The 16,236-nt window shown below is 61.3% G+C and carries 15 protein-coding genes; 11 read left to right on the top strand and 4 right to left on the bottom strand.

Features of this window, described 5'->3' with window-relative positions; translation table 11 throughout:
• The 3 genes from ACQY7U_RS17735 to ACQY7U_RS17725 form a co-directional block, all read left to right on the top strand.
• Positions 1 to 703: methyl-accepting chemotaxis protein (locus ACQY7U_RS17735; RefSeq protein WP_428647163.1), on the top strand; the 703-nt coding region annotated here is incomplete at its 5' end.
• A 122-nt stretch (positions 704 to 825) separates the two neighbouring features.
• Positions 826 to 1,221: a VOC family protein gene (locus tag ACQY7U_RS17730; RefSeq protein ID WP_428647160.1), complete on the top strand. Its 396-nt coding sequence runs from the start codon at positions 826 to 828 to the stop codon at positions 1,219 to 1,221.
• Positions 1,222 to 1,465: 244 nt separating this feature from the next.
• Complete coding sequence (locus ACQY7U_RS17725; protein ID WP_428647157.1) at positions 1,466 to 3,079, top strand: ABC transporter substrate-binding protein; 1,614 nt, start codon at positions 1,466 to 1,468, stop codon at positions 3,077 to 3,079.
• A 94-nt stretch (positions 3,080 to 3,173) separates the two neighbouring features.
• Here ACQY7U_RS17725 and ACQY7U_RS17720 read toward each other — a convergent pair whose 3' ends face one another.
• Positions 3,174 to 3,980, bottom strand: a complete 807-nt coding sequence (locus ACQY7U_RS17720; RefSeq protein WP_428647155.1) for a helix-turn-helix transcriptional regulator — start codon at positions 3,978 to 3,980, stop codon at positions 3,174 to 3,176.
• Between the two features lie 108 nt (positions 3,981 to 4,088).
• On the opposite strand from ACQY7U_RS17720, the gene speB reads away from it, so the two are divergent.
• Both speB and ACQY7U_RS17710 read left to right on the top strand, forming a co-directional pair.
• Positions 4,089 to 5,060, top strand: coding sequence for an agmatinase (speB, locus tag ACQY7U_RS17715; protein WP_428647152.1), 972 nt, complete (start codon positions 4,089 to 4,091; stop codon positions 5,058 to 5,060).
• Positions 5,061 to 5,079: 19 nt separating this feature from the next.
• Positions 5,080 to 6,174: a polyamine ABC transporter substrate-binding protein gene (locus tag ACQY7U_RS17710; RefSeq protein ID WP_428647150.1), complete on the top strand. Its 1,095-nt coding sequence runs from the start codon at positions 5,080 to 5,082 to the stop codon at positions 6,172 to 6,174.
• A gap of 98 nt (positions 6,175 to 6,272) precedes the next feature.
• Here ACQY7U_RS17710 and ACQY7U_RS17705 read toward each other — a convergent pair whose 3' ends face one another.
• Complete coding sequence (locus ACQY7U_RS17705) at positions 6,273 to 6,932, bottom strand: peroxiredoxin (RefSeq protein WP_428647147.1); 660 nt, start codon at positions 6,930 to 6,932, stop codon at positions 6,273 to 6,275.
• A gap of 307 nt (positions 6,933 to 7,239) precedes the next feature.
• On the bottom strand, positions 7,240 to 9,453 hold the full coding sequence (locus tag ACQY7U_RS17700) for an esterase-like activity of phytase family protein (protein ID WP_428647144.1): 2,214 nt from the start codon (positions 9,451 to 9,453) through the stop codon (positions 7,240 to 7,242).
• A gap of 240 nt (positions 9,454 to 9,693) precedes the next feature.
• On the opposite strand from ACQY7U_RS17700, the gene ACQY7U_RS17695 reads away from it, so the two are divergent.
• The 3 genes from ACQY7U_RS17695 to ACQY7U_RS17685 all read left to right on the top strand — a co-directional run bounded on the left by ACQY7U_RS17695 (position 9,694) and on the right by ACQY7U_RS17685 (position 13,231).
• Positions 9,694 to 10,893: a multidrug effflux MFS transporter gene (locus ACQY7U_RS17695; protein ID WP_428647141.1), complete on the top strand. Its 1,200-nt coding sequence runs from the start codon at positions 9,694 to 9,696 to the stop codon at positions 10,891 to 10,893.
• 120 nt (positions 10,894 to 11,013) lie between these two features.
• Positions 11,014 to 12,096, top strand: coding sequence for a diaminopropionate ammonia-lyase (locus ACQY7U_RS17690; protein ID WP_428647138.1), 1,083 nt, complete (start codon positions 11,014 to 11,016; stop codon positions 12,094 to 12,096).
• Positions 12,089 to 13,231, top strand: a complete 1,143-nt coding sequence (locus ACQY7U_RS17685; RefSeq protein WP_428647136.1) for a M24 family metallopeptidase — start codon at positions 12,089 to 12,091, stop codon at positions 13,229 to 13,231. Before ACQY7U_RS17690 ends, ACQY7U_RS17685 begins: the two co-directional genes overlap by 8 nt.
• 16 nt (positions 13,232 to 13,247) lie before the next feature.
• Here the strand turns inward: ACQY7U_RS17685 and ACQY7U_RS17680 are convergent, their stop codons facing one another.
• Entirely contained in the window at positions 13,248 to 13,745 is a 498-nt protein-coding gene (locus tag ACQY7U_RS17680; protein WP_428647133.1) for an arsenate reductase ArsC, read from the bottom strand.
• Between the two features lie 212 nt (positions 13,746 to 13,957).
• Between ACQY7U_RS17680 and ACQY7U_RS17675 the strand changes: the two genes are divergently transcribed.
• The 3 genes from ACQY7U_RS17675 to ACQY7U_RS17665 all read left to right on the top strand — a co-directional run bounded on the left by ACQY7U_RS17675 (position 13,958) and on the right by ACQY7U_RS17665 (position 16,233).
• Positions 13,958 to 14,095, top strand: a complete 138-nt coding sequence (locus ACQY7U_RS17675; protein ID WP_428647130.1) for a hypothetical protein — start codon at positions 13,958 to 13,960, stop codon at positions 14,093 to 14,095.
• 110 nt (positions 14,096 to 14,205) lie between these two features.
• Positions 14,206 to 15,240 carry an aspartate-semialdehyde dehydrogenase gene (locus tag ACQY7U_RS17670; protein ID WP_428647127.1) on the top strand — a complete coding sequence of 345 codons (1,035 nt, stop codon included), beginning with the start codon at positions 14,206 to 14,208 and terminating at the stop codon, positions 15,238 to 15,240.
• 252 nt (positions 15,241 to 15,492) lie between these two features.
• The gene (locus tag ACQY7U_RS17665) at positions 15,493 to 16,233 is read left to right on the top strand and encodes a TenA family protein (RefSeq protein ID WP_428647125.1); all 741 of its coding nucleotides are present in this window, start codon (positions 15,493 to 15,495) and stop codon (positions 16,231 to 16,233) included.
• Positions 16,234 to 16,236 lie beyond the last annotated feature (3 nt).

The following is a 16,236-nucleotide window of genomic DNA, read 5'->3' as shown; positions in this document are numbered from 1 at the left end:
CGGTGTCCAGTCGGGGGCGGCCGCCACGGAGGAAATGACCAGCTCGATCGAGGAAATCGGCCGGCAGGCGGCCATGTCCAGCAGCGTCGCCCAGAAGGCGGTCGACGGAGCGCAGAAAACCAATCAGTCGTTCCAGGAACTCGCAGACGTTGCCGAAAAGGTCGGCTCCGTTATCGGGTTGATCTCGGAAATCGCGGAACAGACCAACCTGCTGGCCCTGAATGCCACGATCGAGGCGGCCCGGGCGGGAGAATCCGGCAAGGGCTTTGCAGTGGTCGCGGCCGAGGTCAAGGAACTCTCGACCCAGACAGCAAGAGCCACGGACGAGATTTCCTCCCAGATCGCAGCGGTTCAAACCTCGACCGTCCGCGCGGTTGAGGCCATCCGGATGATCGGCAACCAGATGGACAAGGTCCAGGAGGTCACCACCGCCATCGCCTCGGCCGTCGAGGAACAGGGCGCCGCCACCGGGGAAATCAGCCAGGCCATGTCGATGGCGGCAAACAGCAGCACCCAGGCTTCGGAAAACGTCGCCGGTCTTCAGGACACGATCGATGCGACACGTTCCAGCTCGGATGAAATCGACGGCCTGTCCAAATCCCTGACAGAGGTCAGCCGGACCCTCAGCGATGCTGTTGAGGATTTTCTCTCCGCGCAGGTCTGGCAGCATGCCGGGGATGGCCGCGGGGCCGAAGCGGCCTGACCTTTCCTTCTGTCCCGCCCATTTTGTTCCGGGGCGGGACAACTTTCCTGCGGCGGCCCATGATCGCAACGGCTATGAAAGACCGTTCGTATCAGACCCCACTGGCCGCCGCAGGAGATTTCATGAAACAGGTCATTGGCGCGATCACCCTTGTCGTACCGGACTACGACGAAGCCCTTGCCTTTTACGCCGGAACACTTGGCTTCGACGTCATCGAAGATACCCGTTTGAACGAAACGAAACGCTGGGTGCTGGTCGCCCCGAAGGGCAGCACCGAAACAAGGCTGCTGCTCGCCAGAGCCGACGGCGATGCCCAGGCCGCGGCTGTCGGCAACCAGACGGGCGGGCGGGTGTTTCTGTTCCTCCACACGGACGATTTCGACCGGGATCATGGCGCAATGAGCGCTGCGGGCGTTACCTTTCTGGAGGCGCCAAGAACGGAGCCCTACGGCAAGGTGGCCGTCTTCCGGGACCCGTTTGGAAACAAGTGGGATCTGATCGAACACGCGGCCCGGTAAGCGTCCTCCCGGCGTTTGCCGGACTTTTTCCTCACGCCAGAACAGACCGAAAAGCCGCGCCTTTGCCGGTTCTGCCCGCCCTCGCGCATTGCCGAAAAACTGTCGCACCTGTGTTAAAATGTCGTTTTAGCAATACCGGATTTCGTTTTCAGGCCACTAAGGCCCCCCTGAGGAAATCGCATACTCAATTTGGGACCCGCAACAAAATACACAGGCGGGAAGAACCGGAGGAGGTAATTCAAGAATGACTGGTGAGACCAAGAACAAGGGTTTGCTGGACCGGCTGACGCTGGCAGCACGCACGGGCGGCATTTCACGCCGCGACTTCCTGAATTACTCCGCGGCCGCCGGGATCACCGCATCGGCAGCCTCCGGTCTTTGGACAACATCGGCGCGGGCCGAGCCGAAAAAGGGCGGCACGTTCAAGGTTGGCATCCATGACGGCAACACCTCCGACACCCATGACCCCGGCACCTACCTGACGATCACAATGATCGTCCTGGCCCACACCCACCGCAGCTATCTGACCCTGATCGAAACCGACGGCTCGCTCGGTCCGGACATTGCGACCGAGTGGTCGGCAAACGCGGACGCGACGGAATGGACGTTCAAGCTCAATCCGAACGTCACCTTCCATTCCGGCAGGAAGATGACCGCCGACGACGTGATCGCATCGATGAACCATCACCGCGGCGAAAAGTCGACCTCGGCCGCCAAGGCCCTGCTGACGGATGTCAACGACATCGTCAAGGACGGCGACGACACCATCGTCTTCAAGCTGGCCTCGGGCAATGCCGACCTGCCGTGGCTGATGACCGATTACCATCTGGCCATCTGCCCGGCGAAGGACGACGGCTCCATCGACTGGGAATCGGGTGACGGAACCGGTCCCTACAAGCTTGGCGACCACGAATTCGGCGTCGGCTTCGACCTGACACGTCACGACGGTTGGCATGGCGAGGGCGCCCACTTCGATGCCGTCAAACTGCTTGTGCTCGGCGACCCGAATGCACGTCAGACCGCACTTGTCACGGGCGACGTCGATGCGGTCTCCCTGATCGACCTCAAGACCATGGCCCTTCTGGAGCGCAACCCGAACCTGAAGATCGACAACGTGCCCTCGGCATCGACGATCACCATGCCGATGCTTTGCGACGTTGCTCCCTTCGACAACAAGGACGTGCGCAATGCCCTGAAGCTTGCCATGAACCGCGACGAGATCATCGAGAAGATCGCTTTCGGCGCCGCGACCAAGGCCAACGACTTCCACCACTCGCCGGCCATGCCCTATTGGCCCGACGACATTCCGCAACATGACTACGACCCGGATCAGGCGAAGTCCCTGCTGAAGAAGGCCGGAGCCGAAGGCTTGTCCATCAATATCTCCTCGGCGGAATCGATCTACTCCGGCGCAGTGGACCTCTGTGTCCTCTATGCCGAACACGCCAAGGCAGCCGGCATCAACATCAACGTGGTACGCGAGCCCAACGACGGCTACTACTCGGACGTCTGGCTGAAGAAGCCGTTCTGCGTTGTGGCCTGGGGCGCGCGTCCGACGCCGGATGTGATGTATTCGCTCGCCTACAAGGACGACGCGGCCTGGAACGAGAGCCACTGGAAAAACCCGCGGTTCAACGAACTGCTGCTGATGGCGAAAGCCGAACTCAACGACGAAAGACGGGCCGAGATGTACCGCGAAATGGCTCTGATCGCCAATGACGACGGCGGCACACTCATTCCGTTCTTCAAGAACTTCGTCTACGCTCGCCGCAACAATGTCCAGCATGGCGGCCAGCTGGCTCCGAGCTGGGAACTCGACGGCGCACGCGCAGCAAGCCGCTGGTGGTTCGACGCCTGACTGGCACAGCTTTTACCGTGTCCGCGCATCCCGCGCGGACACGGGTGTTGGGTCGACGATACCGGCTCCCGCCAACGGTCGGAATCTTCCTTTCTCACGAAGGCAATGTCGCCAGATAGTCGGTCGCCAGGGAAAACAGCTCCGATTGGGAATGGATGCCGAGCTTTCCGTAGGCATGGTGGCGGTGGACCTTCACCGTGCCTTCGGCAATACCCAGAAAGGTCGAGATCGTGCGGGTCGAATGGCCTTGCAGGATGAGATGGATGATGTCGGCCTCCCTCGGACTCAAGACGTCGGAGGCGAAGCCACGTAATCTGTCCGCGGCGGTCGAGGCATCGCTCTGCCGGTTCCCGCCCGGCTTCGCCCAGTGCCGCAAAATGGCCGCTTCGATCAATGGAAACAGCCGGTTGACCCTGTCACGTTCTTCTTCGTCGAAGCGCGCACGGGTGCGGGTGCGTGCCAGAGACACGATGATCCAGTTGTCTTCCCCGTTTCGCAGCAGGATGGCCATCTCGTCGTGAAGACGAATCTTCCGGTAGAAGGTCCGGTAATAGTCCGAGCGCAGAAAGCTTTTCGGGGCCACATCCAGAAGCCGGTAGGCGCCCGGGTCGATGTTGTTCCGGCTGGCAATATAAAACGGGTCGAGAAGAAACGGACCGCTGGAATAGAACTCGACACTGACGGCGGCCTGCAGGTCGTTGAGATCGTGGTAGAGGGATTTCGGAGCCGCATTGCCCTCATGGGCCGTCACCAGCATGGATTCAAACCGGCAAGCCAGTTCAAGGATATGCCGGAGTGCGGACGAAAACCGGTCCGTCCCGACACAAATCATGAGATCGGCCGCCGCCTCGATCCAATCCGCTGAGGGCAGTTCCGTCCTTTCGGAGCTCGTCTCACCCATGCTTCCCGTCCCGTGTACATAATAACAAAGTTATATACCCTTGCCTGAATGTACGGGATCGGACGCAAGACACAAGCTTGTCCGGCAACTTTGAAACAGGTGAGACAAGTGTCCAAGGATTCCAGTGTAAACCCGCAGGCGGGCGATCTCGCATTCACGCGGTCCGATTTTAAAGGGGTCGTTCCCGAGGCAAGCTATGCCGGCGCGCTCAGCTTCATGCGCCGCCGCTATACCAAGGACCTGACCGGTGCGGATGTCGCCGTCATGGGGATTCCCTTCGATCTGGCCGTCTCGAGCCGGTCCGGCACCCGGCTTGGACCGCGCGCCGTGCGCAGCGGCTCCTCGCACATTGCCTGGTCCGCTCCCTGGCCATGGCAAGAAGATCCGTTCGAGACCCTGTCGATCGTCGACTACGGCGATTGCGAACTCGACACGGGTTATCCCGACAAGGTCCCGGGCCAGATCGCCGACGCGGCCCGCCAGGTGCTCGCGAGCGACACGGCGCTGCTGTCGATCGGCGGTGACCACTTCATCACCTATCCCCTACTGAAGGCCCATGCCGAGAAATACGGTCCTGTGAGCATCATCCAATTCGACGCCCATACCGACACCTGGGCTGACGAGGAAGGCCGCATCGACCACGGCACCATGCTCTGGCACGCTGTGCGCGAGGGCCTTGTCGAACCAAGCCGTTCGGTTCAGATCGGCATCCGCACCCACAATCCTGAGCCGCTCGGCTTCAACATCATCGACGCCATCGAGGTCCACAAACGCGGCACCGCTGCCGTGATCGACAAGGTCCGCACAATCGTCGGCGATGCCAGGACCTACGTGACTTTCGACATCGACGCGCTGGAACCGGCTTCGGCGCCGGGAACCGGAACGCCGGTGATCGGGGGCTTGAGCCCCTATCAGGCGCAGGAAATCATCCGGGGCCTTGCCGGAATAAACGTGGTCGGCATGGACGTCGTCGAGGTGGCTCCGGCCTATGACATCTCCGAAATCACCGCGATTGCCGCGGCGACCATCGCAAACGATCTCTTGTGCCTTTACGCCGCAGGACGTTCAGCACGTACTTGAGAAGAACGGGAGGAATGCAATGCAGATCCGGAACGCAACGTCTCCGCTCCTGACAGGCTGCCTGGCAGCCTTGCTGAGTGCCCCGGCGGCGGCAGGTGAACTTTCCGTCTATAACTGGGCTGACTATTTCGGCGCAAACACGATAGAGAACTACCAGAAGGAAACCGGCACCAGGGTCATCCTCGACTTCTACGACTCCAATGAAGTCCTGGAAACGAAGTTGCTGACCGGCGGGTCGGGCTACGATGTCGTGTTCCCCGCCGCCTCCAACGCGGAGCGAGAATTTGCCGCCGGCGCCCTGCACGCCATCGACACTTCACGCCTGAAAAACTACGGCAACCTCAATCCGGACATTCTGGCAGCGCTGGACAAGGTTCCGGGCGGGCGGCAGCTCGGCGTGCCCTATACATGGGGCACGGTCGGTATTGCCTATAACAGCGCGCTCGTGGCCAAACGGTTGGGGGACGCCCCGGTCGACAGCTGGGATCTGGTCTTCGACAAGGAGATCTCGTCCAAACTGGAAGACTGCGGCATCGCCGTTCTGGATTCACCGGTCGAAATGACTTCCGTCACGCTTCATTACCTCGGCCACGATCCCTATTCGAAGGACAGGGCCGAACTGGCGGAAGCCGGGAGCCTGCTGGAAGGGCTGGCCCGCAAGGCCCGCTACTTCAACAACCAGAAGGCCAATATCGATCTCGTCAGCGGCGATGTCTGCGTGGCGGTCATGTACAGCGGCGACGCCGGCATCGCCCAGGCACGGGCCGCGGAAGTGGAGAACGGTCCGGAAATCCTCTATGCGATCCCGAAGGAAGGCACCCTGATGTGGATCGACCTCGTTGCCATTCCGGCCGACAGCAAACACCTCGGCGAAGCCTACCGCTTCATCGACTATCTGCTGCGGCCGGAGGTGATCGCGGAAGTCACCAACACGGTCTTTTTCGCCAACGCCAACAAGGCCGCCGACGAACATGTCGACCCCGCCATCCTTTCGGACCCGGGTCTCTACCCGGATGCGGACACGCTGGCGCGGCTTTTCCCGGACAAGAGCGTCGACGGCAAGACGCTTAGAGCCCGCACGAGGGTCTGGACCAAGGTGAAGTCGGGCGTCTGAACGCCAGTCTGATCTTGAAATACCCTCATGCAAAAAGGCCCGGCAGCGGAAACTGTCGGGCCTCTTTCGTTTTATTCGGAACCGGACTGCAGCGCCGGTCAGCTACCCGGCTGGCTGGTCTTGCGCAGGTAGGGCAGCACGCGATCGAACTCGCCGAACCGCTTCACCGCATCTTCATCGGATACCGCCGTCACGATGATCACGTCTTCGCCCTGCTTCCACTGCGCGGGTGTTGCGACCTGATGCTCGGCGGTCAGCTTGATGGAATCAAGCGCCCGCAGAATTTCATCGAAATTGCGTCCCGTGGTCATCGGATAGGTGAGAACGAGCTTGATCTTCTTGTCGGGACCGATCACGAACACGGAGCGGACGGTCTGGTTATCGGCGGGTGTACGTCCTTCCGACGTGTTGCCGGCACTTGCCGGAAGCATGTCGTAGAGCTTCGCGATCTTCAGTTCCGGATCGCCGATCAGAGGATAATCGACCGTGTTGCCGGTCGCCAGTTCGATGTCCTTTTTCCATTTTTCATGGCTGTCGATCGGATCCACCGAAATGCCGATGACCTTTGCACCGCGCTTGGCGAATTCATCGAGCATGCCGCCCATGTAACCGAGCTCGGTTGTGCACACGGGCGTGAAGTCCTTCGGGTGGCTGAACAGGATGGCATAACCGTCGCCGATCCAGTCATGGAACTTGATGGTTCCCTGTGTCGTTTCCGCTTCGAAATCCGGGGCGATGTCGTTGATGCGCAATGTCATTTGTTTACTCCTCCCATCAGGCAAGGCACGTCCTTCAAACACGTGCCTTTTTTGCAGCCCGAGCCGGATTTCCTCATCGATCTGAGTGCTCCGGCCCGGCAATTCGGGTCTCCCAATATGTCGGCTGTCCTGGATATGGAACCATATCACAAACCCGGAATGCTTCGGGGCCGGTCCCAAAAATGTGTTCACCGGCCCCTCGCGCAGCCTATGCTGGAAGCGGCAGTTTCGACAACCGCTCAAGACAAAACCCGGCAACTTTAGCTGCCGGGTTCCTGCGGGATCATAAGCGATCCGGCACTGTGTCTCAGTCGAGCCGGGTTGCCGGTCCGAGGTCGAAGAGCCGAGTTTCGCCCGGGGCATCATCGACACCGTCGTTGTCGGTAACCAGGATCAGGCGGCCGCCGGCGGTGACCGTCAGGCCTTCCGGCTTGTCCAGGACCCAGCCCTTGCCCCTGGCAAGCACCGGCAGAATGTCCATGGCAAACTGTTTCTCCAGAACCGGAAGCTCCTCGCCATAGGCTGCAGGGCTCACGCCGTTGAGAGAGATGGTCGTGATCTGCTTGATCGCGGCATCCTCGCCGCCCTTGTTGTCGCGCTCCAGCACTGCGAAGCGACCGTTCCCGAGCGAGACGATTTCAGAGAGGCCAACCCAGCCGCCGGCTGCACTTTTCGGTGCATCGAGCGGATAATGAACGAAGCCCCAGGACTTCTCCGCCGGGTTGTAGATGGCGATCTTGGTAAAGCCCTTCGGATCGTCCTTCCACTCACGCTGCACGGCGACCGCGACCAGGGTCTGGCCGTTCATTTCGAACTCGGCCACCCCTTCGAAGGAAAAACGCTTGGACTGGGCGATCAACTCATCCGGCAGCGTGATTTCTTCCTGGACGTCACCGTCTGCGGAGACCTTCAGCAAAAGGTGCTGACGTTCCTTTTCCAGATTGCCTTCCGAGGCAAGCCAGAAACCGCCATCCGCGGCAATCGCAATGCCTTCCAGGTCAAGCCGCTCCTGCGAGGCGCCCCGGACGGACTTGTAGGAGACAATCTGTGCCGGGCTGGTGGAAATGTCGAGCGTGTAGATGCGGGCATCTTCATAGAAGCTGTCGTTGACCGCATAGACCGTGTTGGCATCCTTCGGATCGCCTGCGAGACCGGACAGCGCGCCCCAGCCGATCGGCGCCTGTCTTTCCGGGTCCATGCCGGAAACCACCATCGGGTAGGCCGGAGCCTCTGCCCCGAACTGGTAAAGCGAGACATGCGCGCGCACGCCGTCTTCGTCCACTTCGTTGGCGACCGCGAAGAGATCCCGGTTCGGGATTGCATAAAGTCCTTCAGGGCCGACATGGGTCGGCAGGAACTGGAGGTATTCCGGCTCACCGCCGGTGTCCTTGTAAACGGCAACGAAATTGCCGCGCTCGGAATTGACGAAAATCAGCGTTTCGCCGCCGAATTTGCCGACCGCGACGCCTTCCGGCTCGGTGCCCTTCTTGTGGGCGCGCTTGGCCGGATAGTGGCCGTTGGCCATGGCCATGTGCTCGATCTGGTTGCCGCTGTCGAAAAGAACCTCGCCCTTGGCGTTCCAGATGGTGAAGCCGCGTGAACCGCCTTCATAATCGCCTTCGTTGGCGGTAACGAAACGCTCGTCGTCGATCCAGGCAACCGCATCCGGCTCGCGCTTGACATCGACCGAAGACCCGGAGGCGTCGCTCAGGCGGGCCTTCTTGACCGGGACATTTTCAGCCGTGGCGGTTCCGGCGGAGAAATCCGCGACCACCTTGCCGCTCGCCAAATCGACGATGGCAATGTGGTTGTTTTCCTGCAGGGTAACAACGGCCTGGTTTTTGGAGTTAACGGAAACGAATTCCGGCTCCGGATCGCTCGGTGCCACATCGGCCAGACCGGTCATGTCGACGATGCGCACCGCGTCGCAATTGGCCGGCACCCCGTTTTCGTCAAGATCGAACACCGCCAGGTGGCCGGCGGGCATCTGCGGCAGAACACCGTCGTTCAGGTCTTCATCCCGCTCGTTTTCAATGGCAACGGCAAGGAACTTGCCGTCCGCGGACAGGGCAATGCTGTCCGGCTGGCCCTTGACATCGCACTTCGCGGACATCTCAGAACCGTCGAGCGCGAGGACACCCAGGTAACCCGAGGCGTCGACGTAGTTCTCGCTGGTGTTGACCGCCGCATAGGCAGCCTTGGCGCCGACGGTAACCGAGGTCGGCTCGCCGCCGAGGCTGACGCGGCCCATCGGCTGCAGGTTGAGCGGGTTGGCGGCATTGACGAAGACAACCGCTTCGCCGGGGCTGTCGGTAAAGACCAGCGTGCGGCCGTCCTTGCTGGCGGAAATGATCTCGGCGACCGTCTCCGTCGCCCGATCGGCACCTTCCGGCAGTGTCTTGTAGACGGGATAGGTATTGATGCGTTCGAAATAGTCGGCATGGGCCGCGGATACGGCTCCCGCACCGAACAAGACGGCAAGGCTGACGCCTTTCAACAGACGGCCGCGCATATTAGCCATTGCACTCGCTCCTGGGGTTTGGCTTCAAGGTGGCGGCAACCTAGTGGGCGCCCTTACAATATCGGTGACACTTGCATGAAGCTTTCGTGACACGCCCGCCGGCTTATTTTCGCCGCCTTGCCTCTTGAAATCCTGCAGGACAATTTCCACATGGATCCGATCTGGACTTGGCCGGCTCCCTTCCCACCCTCCAGATCTCCAGACCAGCGCCTTCGGCGCCATTTTTTGTTGGAAATTCTTATGCAGATCGGATACCTGCGCTCCGCCGTCGTGCTGGGGCTGTTGGCCGCCGTCGGCCCTTTTGCAATTGACCTCTATTTGCCTGCAATGGGCGAAATCGTTCGCGACCTTCAGACCGAGGACGCGGCCGTGCACATGACCTTCACCGTCTATTTCGTGGCCTTCGGTGTCGCCCAATTGATCTATGGCCCGCTTGCGGACCGGTTCGGCCGGAAACCACCCGTGTTTCTGGGACTGGCGGTTTTCATTCTCGGTTCGTATCTCTGTGCCACCGCTGCCGATGTCTCGGCGCTCACTATCGGCCGTTTCGTTCAGGCACTCGGGGCTGCCGCACCGATGGTGATCGTGCGCGCCGTTGTGCGCGACCTGCACACCGGCACGGAAGCCACAAGGCTGATGGCGCTGATCATGCTCGTCTTCAGCGTTTCACCGATGCTGGCGCCTCTGACCGGCAGCCTGATCATCGAATTCGGCAGCTGGCGGCTGATATTCGTGGCCCTCGGGGTGATCGCCCTTGCCGCCGTCACGCAGATGGCCTTGCTTCTGCCGGAAACGCTGCCGTCGGACCGCCGCGCCAGGATCGATCCGGTGGCCATGCTTCGGAGCGCCATATATCTGCTCAGGGACGCAAAATTCCTCGGCCTCACCCTGATCGGCGGATTTTCGCTCGCCAGCTTTTTCGTCTTCATTGCGGCAGCCCCGCTGGTCTACATGACCCGGTACGGCTTGAGCCCGATGGGCTTCAGCCTGGTTTTCGCCCTGAATGCGGTCGGCTTTTTCGCCTCATCGCAATTTGCAGCCATGCTCGGCCAGCGCTTCGGCATGGCACGGGTTGCCCTTCTGGCCACTTGCGGCTTCGCGGCGGCGACATCGCTCCTGTTCGTCCTTGTCTGGAACAGCATCGACGACCTGCCAGTGCTGATGGCGCTGTTTTTTATCGGCAACACCTGCCTCGGCCAGGTCATTGCACCGGTCATGGTGATGGCTCTGGAAGAACACGGCGAACATGCCGGCATGGCCTCTTCACTGGGAGGAACCTTCCAGATGGTCGCCGGTGGCGTGATGATCTTTCTCGCCAGCCCATTCTTCGACCGCACGCCGCTGCCGCTGACAGGTGCGGTTGCCGCCTGTGCGCTGACCGCGTTCGTGATCGCGCTCCTGACGCTTCGTCCGGAGCGGCGGGAAAAGGCCGCCACCTGAGCGAAACCCGAGCCCGACCGCTTTCGGCCATTCCGTCCGTTTCCGTGAGGACGGAATGGCAGGTTGTCATCCTCTGCCAAAGCTGATCATCTGATGCCCGGAACGGGAATTGGATCGATCATGAAAACACTTCAGAACCCCTGGCGAGGCAAGGGATTGCCGGAGCAGCCGGACCTTGCGGCAGGAACGGTCTCCGAAGATGCTGAAAAGGCCGGCGCGCTCTACGGGAAATGCCCCAAAGCACAGCCGACACCTCTTCAAGACCTCCCCGCTTTCGCCAGCCGGTTTGGCGTTGGTGCGCTTGCCGTCAAGGACGAGCGCCGGCGGATGGGGCTCGGCAGTTTCAAGGCGCTTGGCGCCGCCTATGCGATAGCCAAACAGGCTGACAGAAAGGTCCGCTCCGGCGCGGCGACTTCTTATGAAACGGCGCTCACCGGCACCACCTTCGTCTGCGCCAGCGCCGGTAATCACGGCATGTCTCTGGCAGCAGGTGCGCCGCTCTTCGGGGCTGAAGCCGTCGTCTTTGTTTCCGAAACCGTTCCGGACGCCTTTGCCGTCCGTCTGGCACAAAAGGGGGCCCGGGTCGTGCGGGCAGGGGCAACCTACGAAGACAGCATGGCGGAGGCCGGGCGGCAGGCGGCAGAACACGGCTGGCAGCTTCTGCCCGACAGCACCTGGCCCGGCATGACCGAGCCCGGGCGGGACGTCATGGAAGGTTACCTGGTGATGGGCACGGAAATCGCCCAACAAATCTCCTCCCCTCCAACCCATATCTTTCTTCAGGCCGGTGTCGGCGGTCTTGCCGCCGCCTGCGCTGTCAGCGCCCGCGCCACCTGGGGACAGGATGTCACGCTGATTGTCGTCGAACCGGACAAAGCCCCGGCGCTTCTGGCGAGCATCGAGGCGGGCAAGCCGGTTACGGCCCCCGGACCTGCCTCCGTCATGGGCCGCCTCGACTGCAAGGAACCCTCGCATCTGGCACTCAAATATCTGGCAAGGGAAGCCGATCACTTCGTGACGATCTCGGACGCGGAAGCGGAAGAGACCGTGGCCCTCCTGGCAAAAGAAGGCCTGGCGACCACGCCGTCCGGCGCCGCGGGCCTTGCGGCGCTTCATCATGCCGGAGATCTCCGGGATGCCGTCGGCCTCGGACCGGATGCCCGCGTGCTGTGTTATCTTTCCGAAGGTCCGGAAGATGGCTGACCCGGATTTTCCGCAGCAGGAATTTGAACACCGGACAGAGCTGGCGCAGCAGGCAATGCGGGCGGCAGGCCTCGACGCGCTCTTCTTCACCACCGAAGCCGAGGTCCGCTATTTCACCGGCTTCCGGACGCTCTTCTGGCAGAGCCCGACCCGCCCGTGGTTCCTGATCGTGCCGGGCAGCGGCAAACCGGTCGCCGTCATCCCGCAGATCGGCGCTCATCTGATGGCATCCACCTGGATCGACGACATCCGCACGTTTTCATCCCCGAACCCCGTTGATGACGGCATCGGCCTGCTCACCTTGGCGCTGAAAGGCTTTGCACGGATCGGCATGCCCATGAGCCGCGAGAGTTCGCTGCGCATGCCGCTGACGGACTTCAACGCACTTCGGGACCGTTTGCCGGGATCGGTATTCACGGATGCATCGCCCCTGATCCAACGCCTGCGCATGGTGAAGTCGGACAGGGAAATCGCCCTTCTTCGCGAGATCTGCCGGATCGGCTCGGAAAGCTTCGCCAACGCCGCTGCCCTGTTCCACCAGGGGCAGACGCTGGCGGAAGCTTTCCGAGCCTTCAAGATCGATCTTTTGCAAAAGGGCGCCGACGACGTGCCCTACCTTGTCGGGGGAGCCGGCAGGGACGGTTATGGCGACGTGATTTCTCCGCCCTCGGACCGGCGCCTTGAACCAGGCGACGTCCTGATGCTCGATACGGGAGCCACGAAGAACGGATATTTCTGCGACTTCGACCGAAACTTTGCCATCGGCTTTGCCAGCGACGCCGTCCGGTCGGCCCATGAAATCCTCGTTGGCGCCGTCGCGGCAGCCGCTGCCGTGGCAAGACCAGGCCGAACCTGTGCGGACCTCTTCCACACCATGACGGAAACCCTGGGTCAGACGGATGGTGATGTCGGCCGTTTTGGCCATGGTCTCGGCATGCAACTGACCGAAACGCCTTCAATCACGCCCTTCGACGAGACCGTGCTTCAGCCCGGCATGGTCCTGACCCTGGAGCCCGGCCTCAGTCTTGGTGGCGGCAGGATGATGGTACATGAGGAAAACATCGTCATCCGGGACGGAGAACCGGAGTTCCTGACACAGCCTGCAGGTCCGGAAATCCCGGTCATTTACGGTTGAGCCGGCCCCGGCCGGATCAGTGCGCCTTTCCGATCGTCTCCAGACTGTTGCGCAAGGACAATTCATCCAGCGCCCCGAACGGCAGGTTCATGAACGCCGTCAAACGGCTGTTCAAAGTCCGGAACGTATCGGCATATGCCGTCTCGCGTTCCGTGGTGTCGCCGTCGTCCGCCAGTGGATCCGGAACCGGCCAGAGCGCCGTCATCGGATGTCCCGGCCAGACCGGACAGGTCTTTTCAGCGGCCTGATCGCACAGGGTGATGACAAAATCGAACGGCGGCGGCTTGGCCTGGATGACGTCGTTCAGGCTCTTGGTATAGGCCGCTTCCGGATTGTAGTTCATCCGCTGAAGGAGACGCACCACTTCCGGACGGACTTGCTTCACGGGTTTCGTCCCCGCCGAATAGGCCCGGAACCGCCCCAGCCCCTCCTTGTTGACGATCGCTTCGGCGATGATGGAGCGCGCGGCGTTCCTGGTGCACAGGAACAGGATGTTATAGATTTCACTTGGCATGGTCTTCCTCCCAATCGATTGGGATGGAATATTGAAGCGCCCGATTTGACCCTGCGTCAACCGCCACAAGCCGGGTATCGTTCTCCTCGAAGTGTTCCCGAACGGCATCACCGCGCCCGGATGAACGAAGCTTGCAAGCTATTGCTATTGACTTGGACGAATTTCCGGGCAAAAACACCGCCGTCTCAAGTTTTGACGATTGCGAGCCTCCGATGACCCGGCTGATAGCCGACATTCTGGATCTGATGTCCATGGACCTTGCCGGCGCGGCCACCCTGCGCGGCGAGACCATGACTCATGCCGCAACCGCTCTTAAACGCACAACCAAGACAACCAAAACCACCGCTTGACGGTGCCGCTCATCCCGCCTCCCCGGGGATGGGAGGCGCCGGGAGCCGGCGACGCCCATCCAGAACAGGGCGGCCGGCGAAGCGGGGAGACGGACAAGGACTAGTCAAAGATGGGTTTTAAGATCGCAGTTGCAGGCGCCACCGGCAATGTCGGGCGCGAGATGCTGGACATTCTCGCCGAGCGCGGGTTTCCGGCGGACGAAGTCGTCGCTCTCGCCTCCCGCCGCTCCCAGGGCACCGAGGTTTCCTTCGGCGACAAGACGCTGAAGGTTCAGGCCATGGAGAACTACGATTTCTCCGACACCGACATCTGCCTGATGTCCGCAGGCGGCTCCGTTTCCAAGGAATGGTCTCCCAAGATCGGCGCCAAGGGTTGTGTCGTGATCGACAACTCCTCCGCATGGCGCTACGACGCGGACGTGCCGCTGATCGTTCCGGAAGTAAACGCCGATGCCATCACCGGCTTTTCCAAGAAGAACATCATCGCCAACCCGAACTGCTCGACCGCCCAGCTCGTCGTGGCGCTGAAGCCGTTGCATGAGCATGCGAAGATCAAGCGCATCGTCGTCTCCACCTACCAGTCGGTTTCCGGCGGCGGCAAGGAAGCGATGGAAGAGCTCTTCAACCAGACCCGCGCCGTTTTCGTGAACGATCCGATCGAGCCGGAGAAGTTCACCAAACGCATCGCCTTCAACGTGATCCCGCACATCGACGTCTTCATGGAAGACGGCTACACCAAGGAAGAATGGAAGGTGCTGGCCGAAACCAAGAAGATGCTCGACCCGGCCATCAAGGTGACCTGCACCGCCGTGCGTGTTCCGGTTTTCATCGGCCATTCGGAGAGCGTCAACATCGAGTTCGAAAACGAAATCACGGCGGATGAAGCACGCAGCATCCTGCGGGAAGCTCCCGGTTGCCTTGTCATCGACAAGCAGGAAGACGGCGGCTACATCACGCCATACGAAAGCGCCGGCGAGGATGCGACCTATATTTCGCGTATCCGTGAGGACGCGACGGTCGAAAACGGCCTCAACATCTGGGTCGTTTCCGACAACCTGCGCAAGGGCGCGGCGCTCAACACCGTGCAGATCGCGGAGGTTCTGGTCAACCGCGGCCTGATCACTCCGAAAAAGGCCGCTGCCTGATCCTTTCAAGCGGGCGCCTCCGGCGCCCGTTTTCTTTTGTGCTCCCTCCCTATCTCTTCCGCATCCTCGGGAAGCGCATAAGCGCTGTCTTGAAGGGTGGGCCGCGAACGCCGAAATTGCCGCCCATGGTTCGAGACGGACCTTCGGCCCTCCTCACCATGAGGTTTTGGAGTTGACAGGCCGAACAAAGCACAGCACGTCTGTCACTCCCAGCCAACGCGGAATTATCCGCCACATTGATGTTTCAGCCCTATGTCTTCCGCCTTTGACGGATCCTTCAGCGATTTCATCGCCCAGACTCCCGCCGCCCGCTTCACCGATTGGCTGGCTGCACGGGCCGAACCCTATTGGTCCGAAGCAACAGGTCACGCCTTCACCCGCGCCATTGGTGACGGCTCCATGCCGGTGGAGGCCTATGCGCGTTACCTGATCGAGGACTACACCTTTGTCACCGATCTCGCCTCGACGCTCGGCTATCTGGTGGCCAAGGCGCCCGGCATGCCCTCAAAGTCGCGCCTGTCCGGCTTTCTCGCCTTGCTGACATCGGAAGAAAACGACTATTTCCTGCGCTCGTTCGAAGCGCTCGGCGTCTCCCCGGAAACGTATGAAACCGCCGCTCAGGGGCCAGTGACGCGGGCTTTTGCCACGCTTCTCCTGACCACCTCCGGCGAGGGATCCTACGCCGAAGGCCTTGCCTGTCTCCTGTGCGCTGAATGGTGCTATCTGACCTGGGGCTTGCGCGAAGCTCAAAAACCGCGTCCGCAAGCCTTCTATCTCGCCGAGTGGATCGATCTTCACGCGGTCACCGGCTTCGAAGGCTTCGTCGGCTGGATCCGCGAGGAGATGGACGCAATCGGTTCGAAGCTGACCCCGGCGGAGCAGGACCGCATCGCCCTGCTTTTCCGCAGGATGAGCGCTTTGGAAGTTGCCTTTTTCGACGCCGCCTGGACAGGTGAGGCGCCCACCCTTGCCGAAGCGTTTCAACGGACCTGAGCC

The organism is Roseibium sp. (genome assembly GCF_050301095.1).
Taxonomy (GTDB): Bacteria; Pseudomonadota; Alphaproteobacteria; order Rhizobiales; family Stappiaceae; genus Roseibium.
The sequence above is the reverse complement of the archived record's forward strand: the minus strand, read 5'-3'. Positions and strand labels throughout refer to the sequence as shown.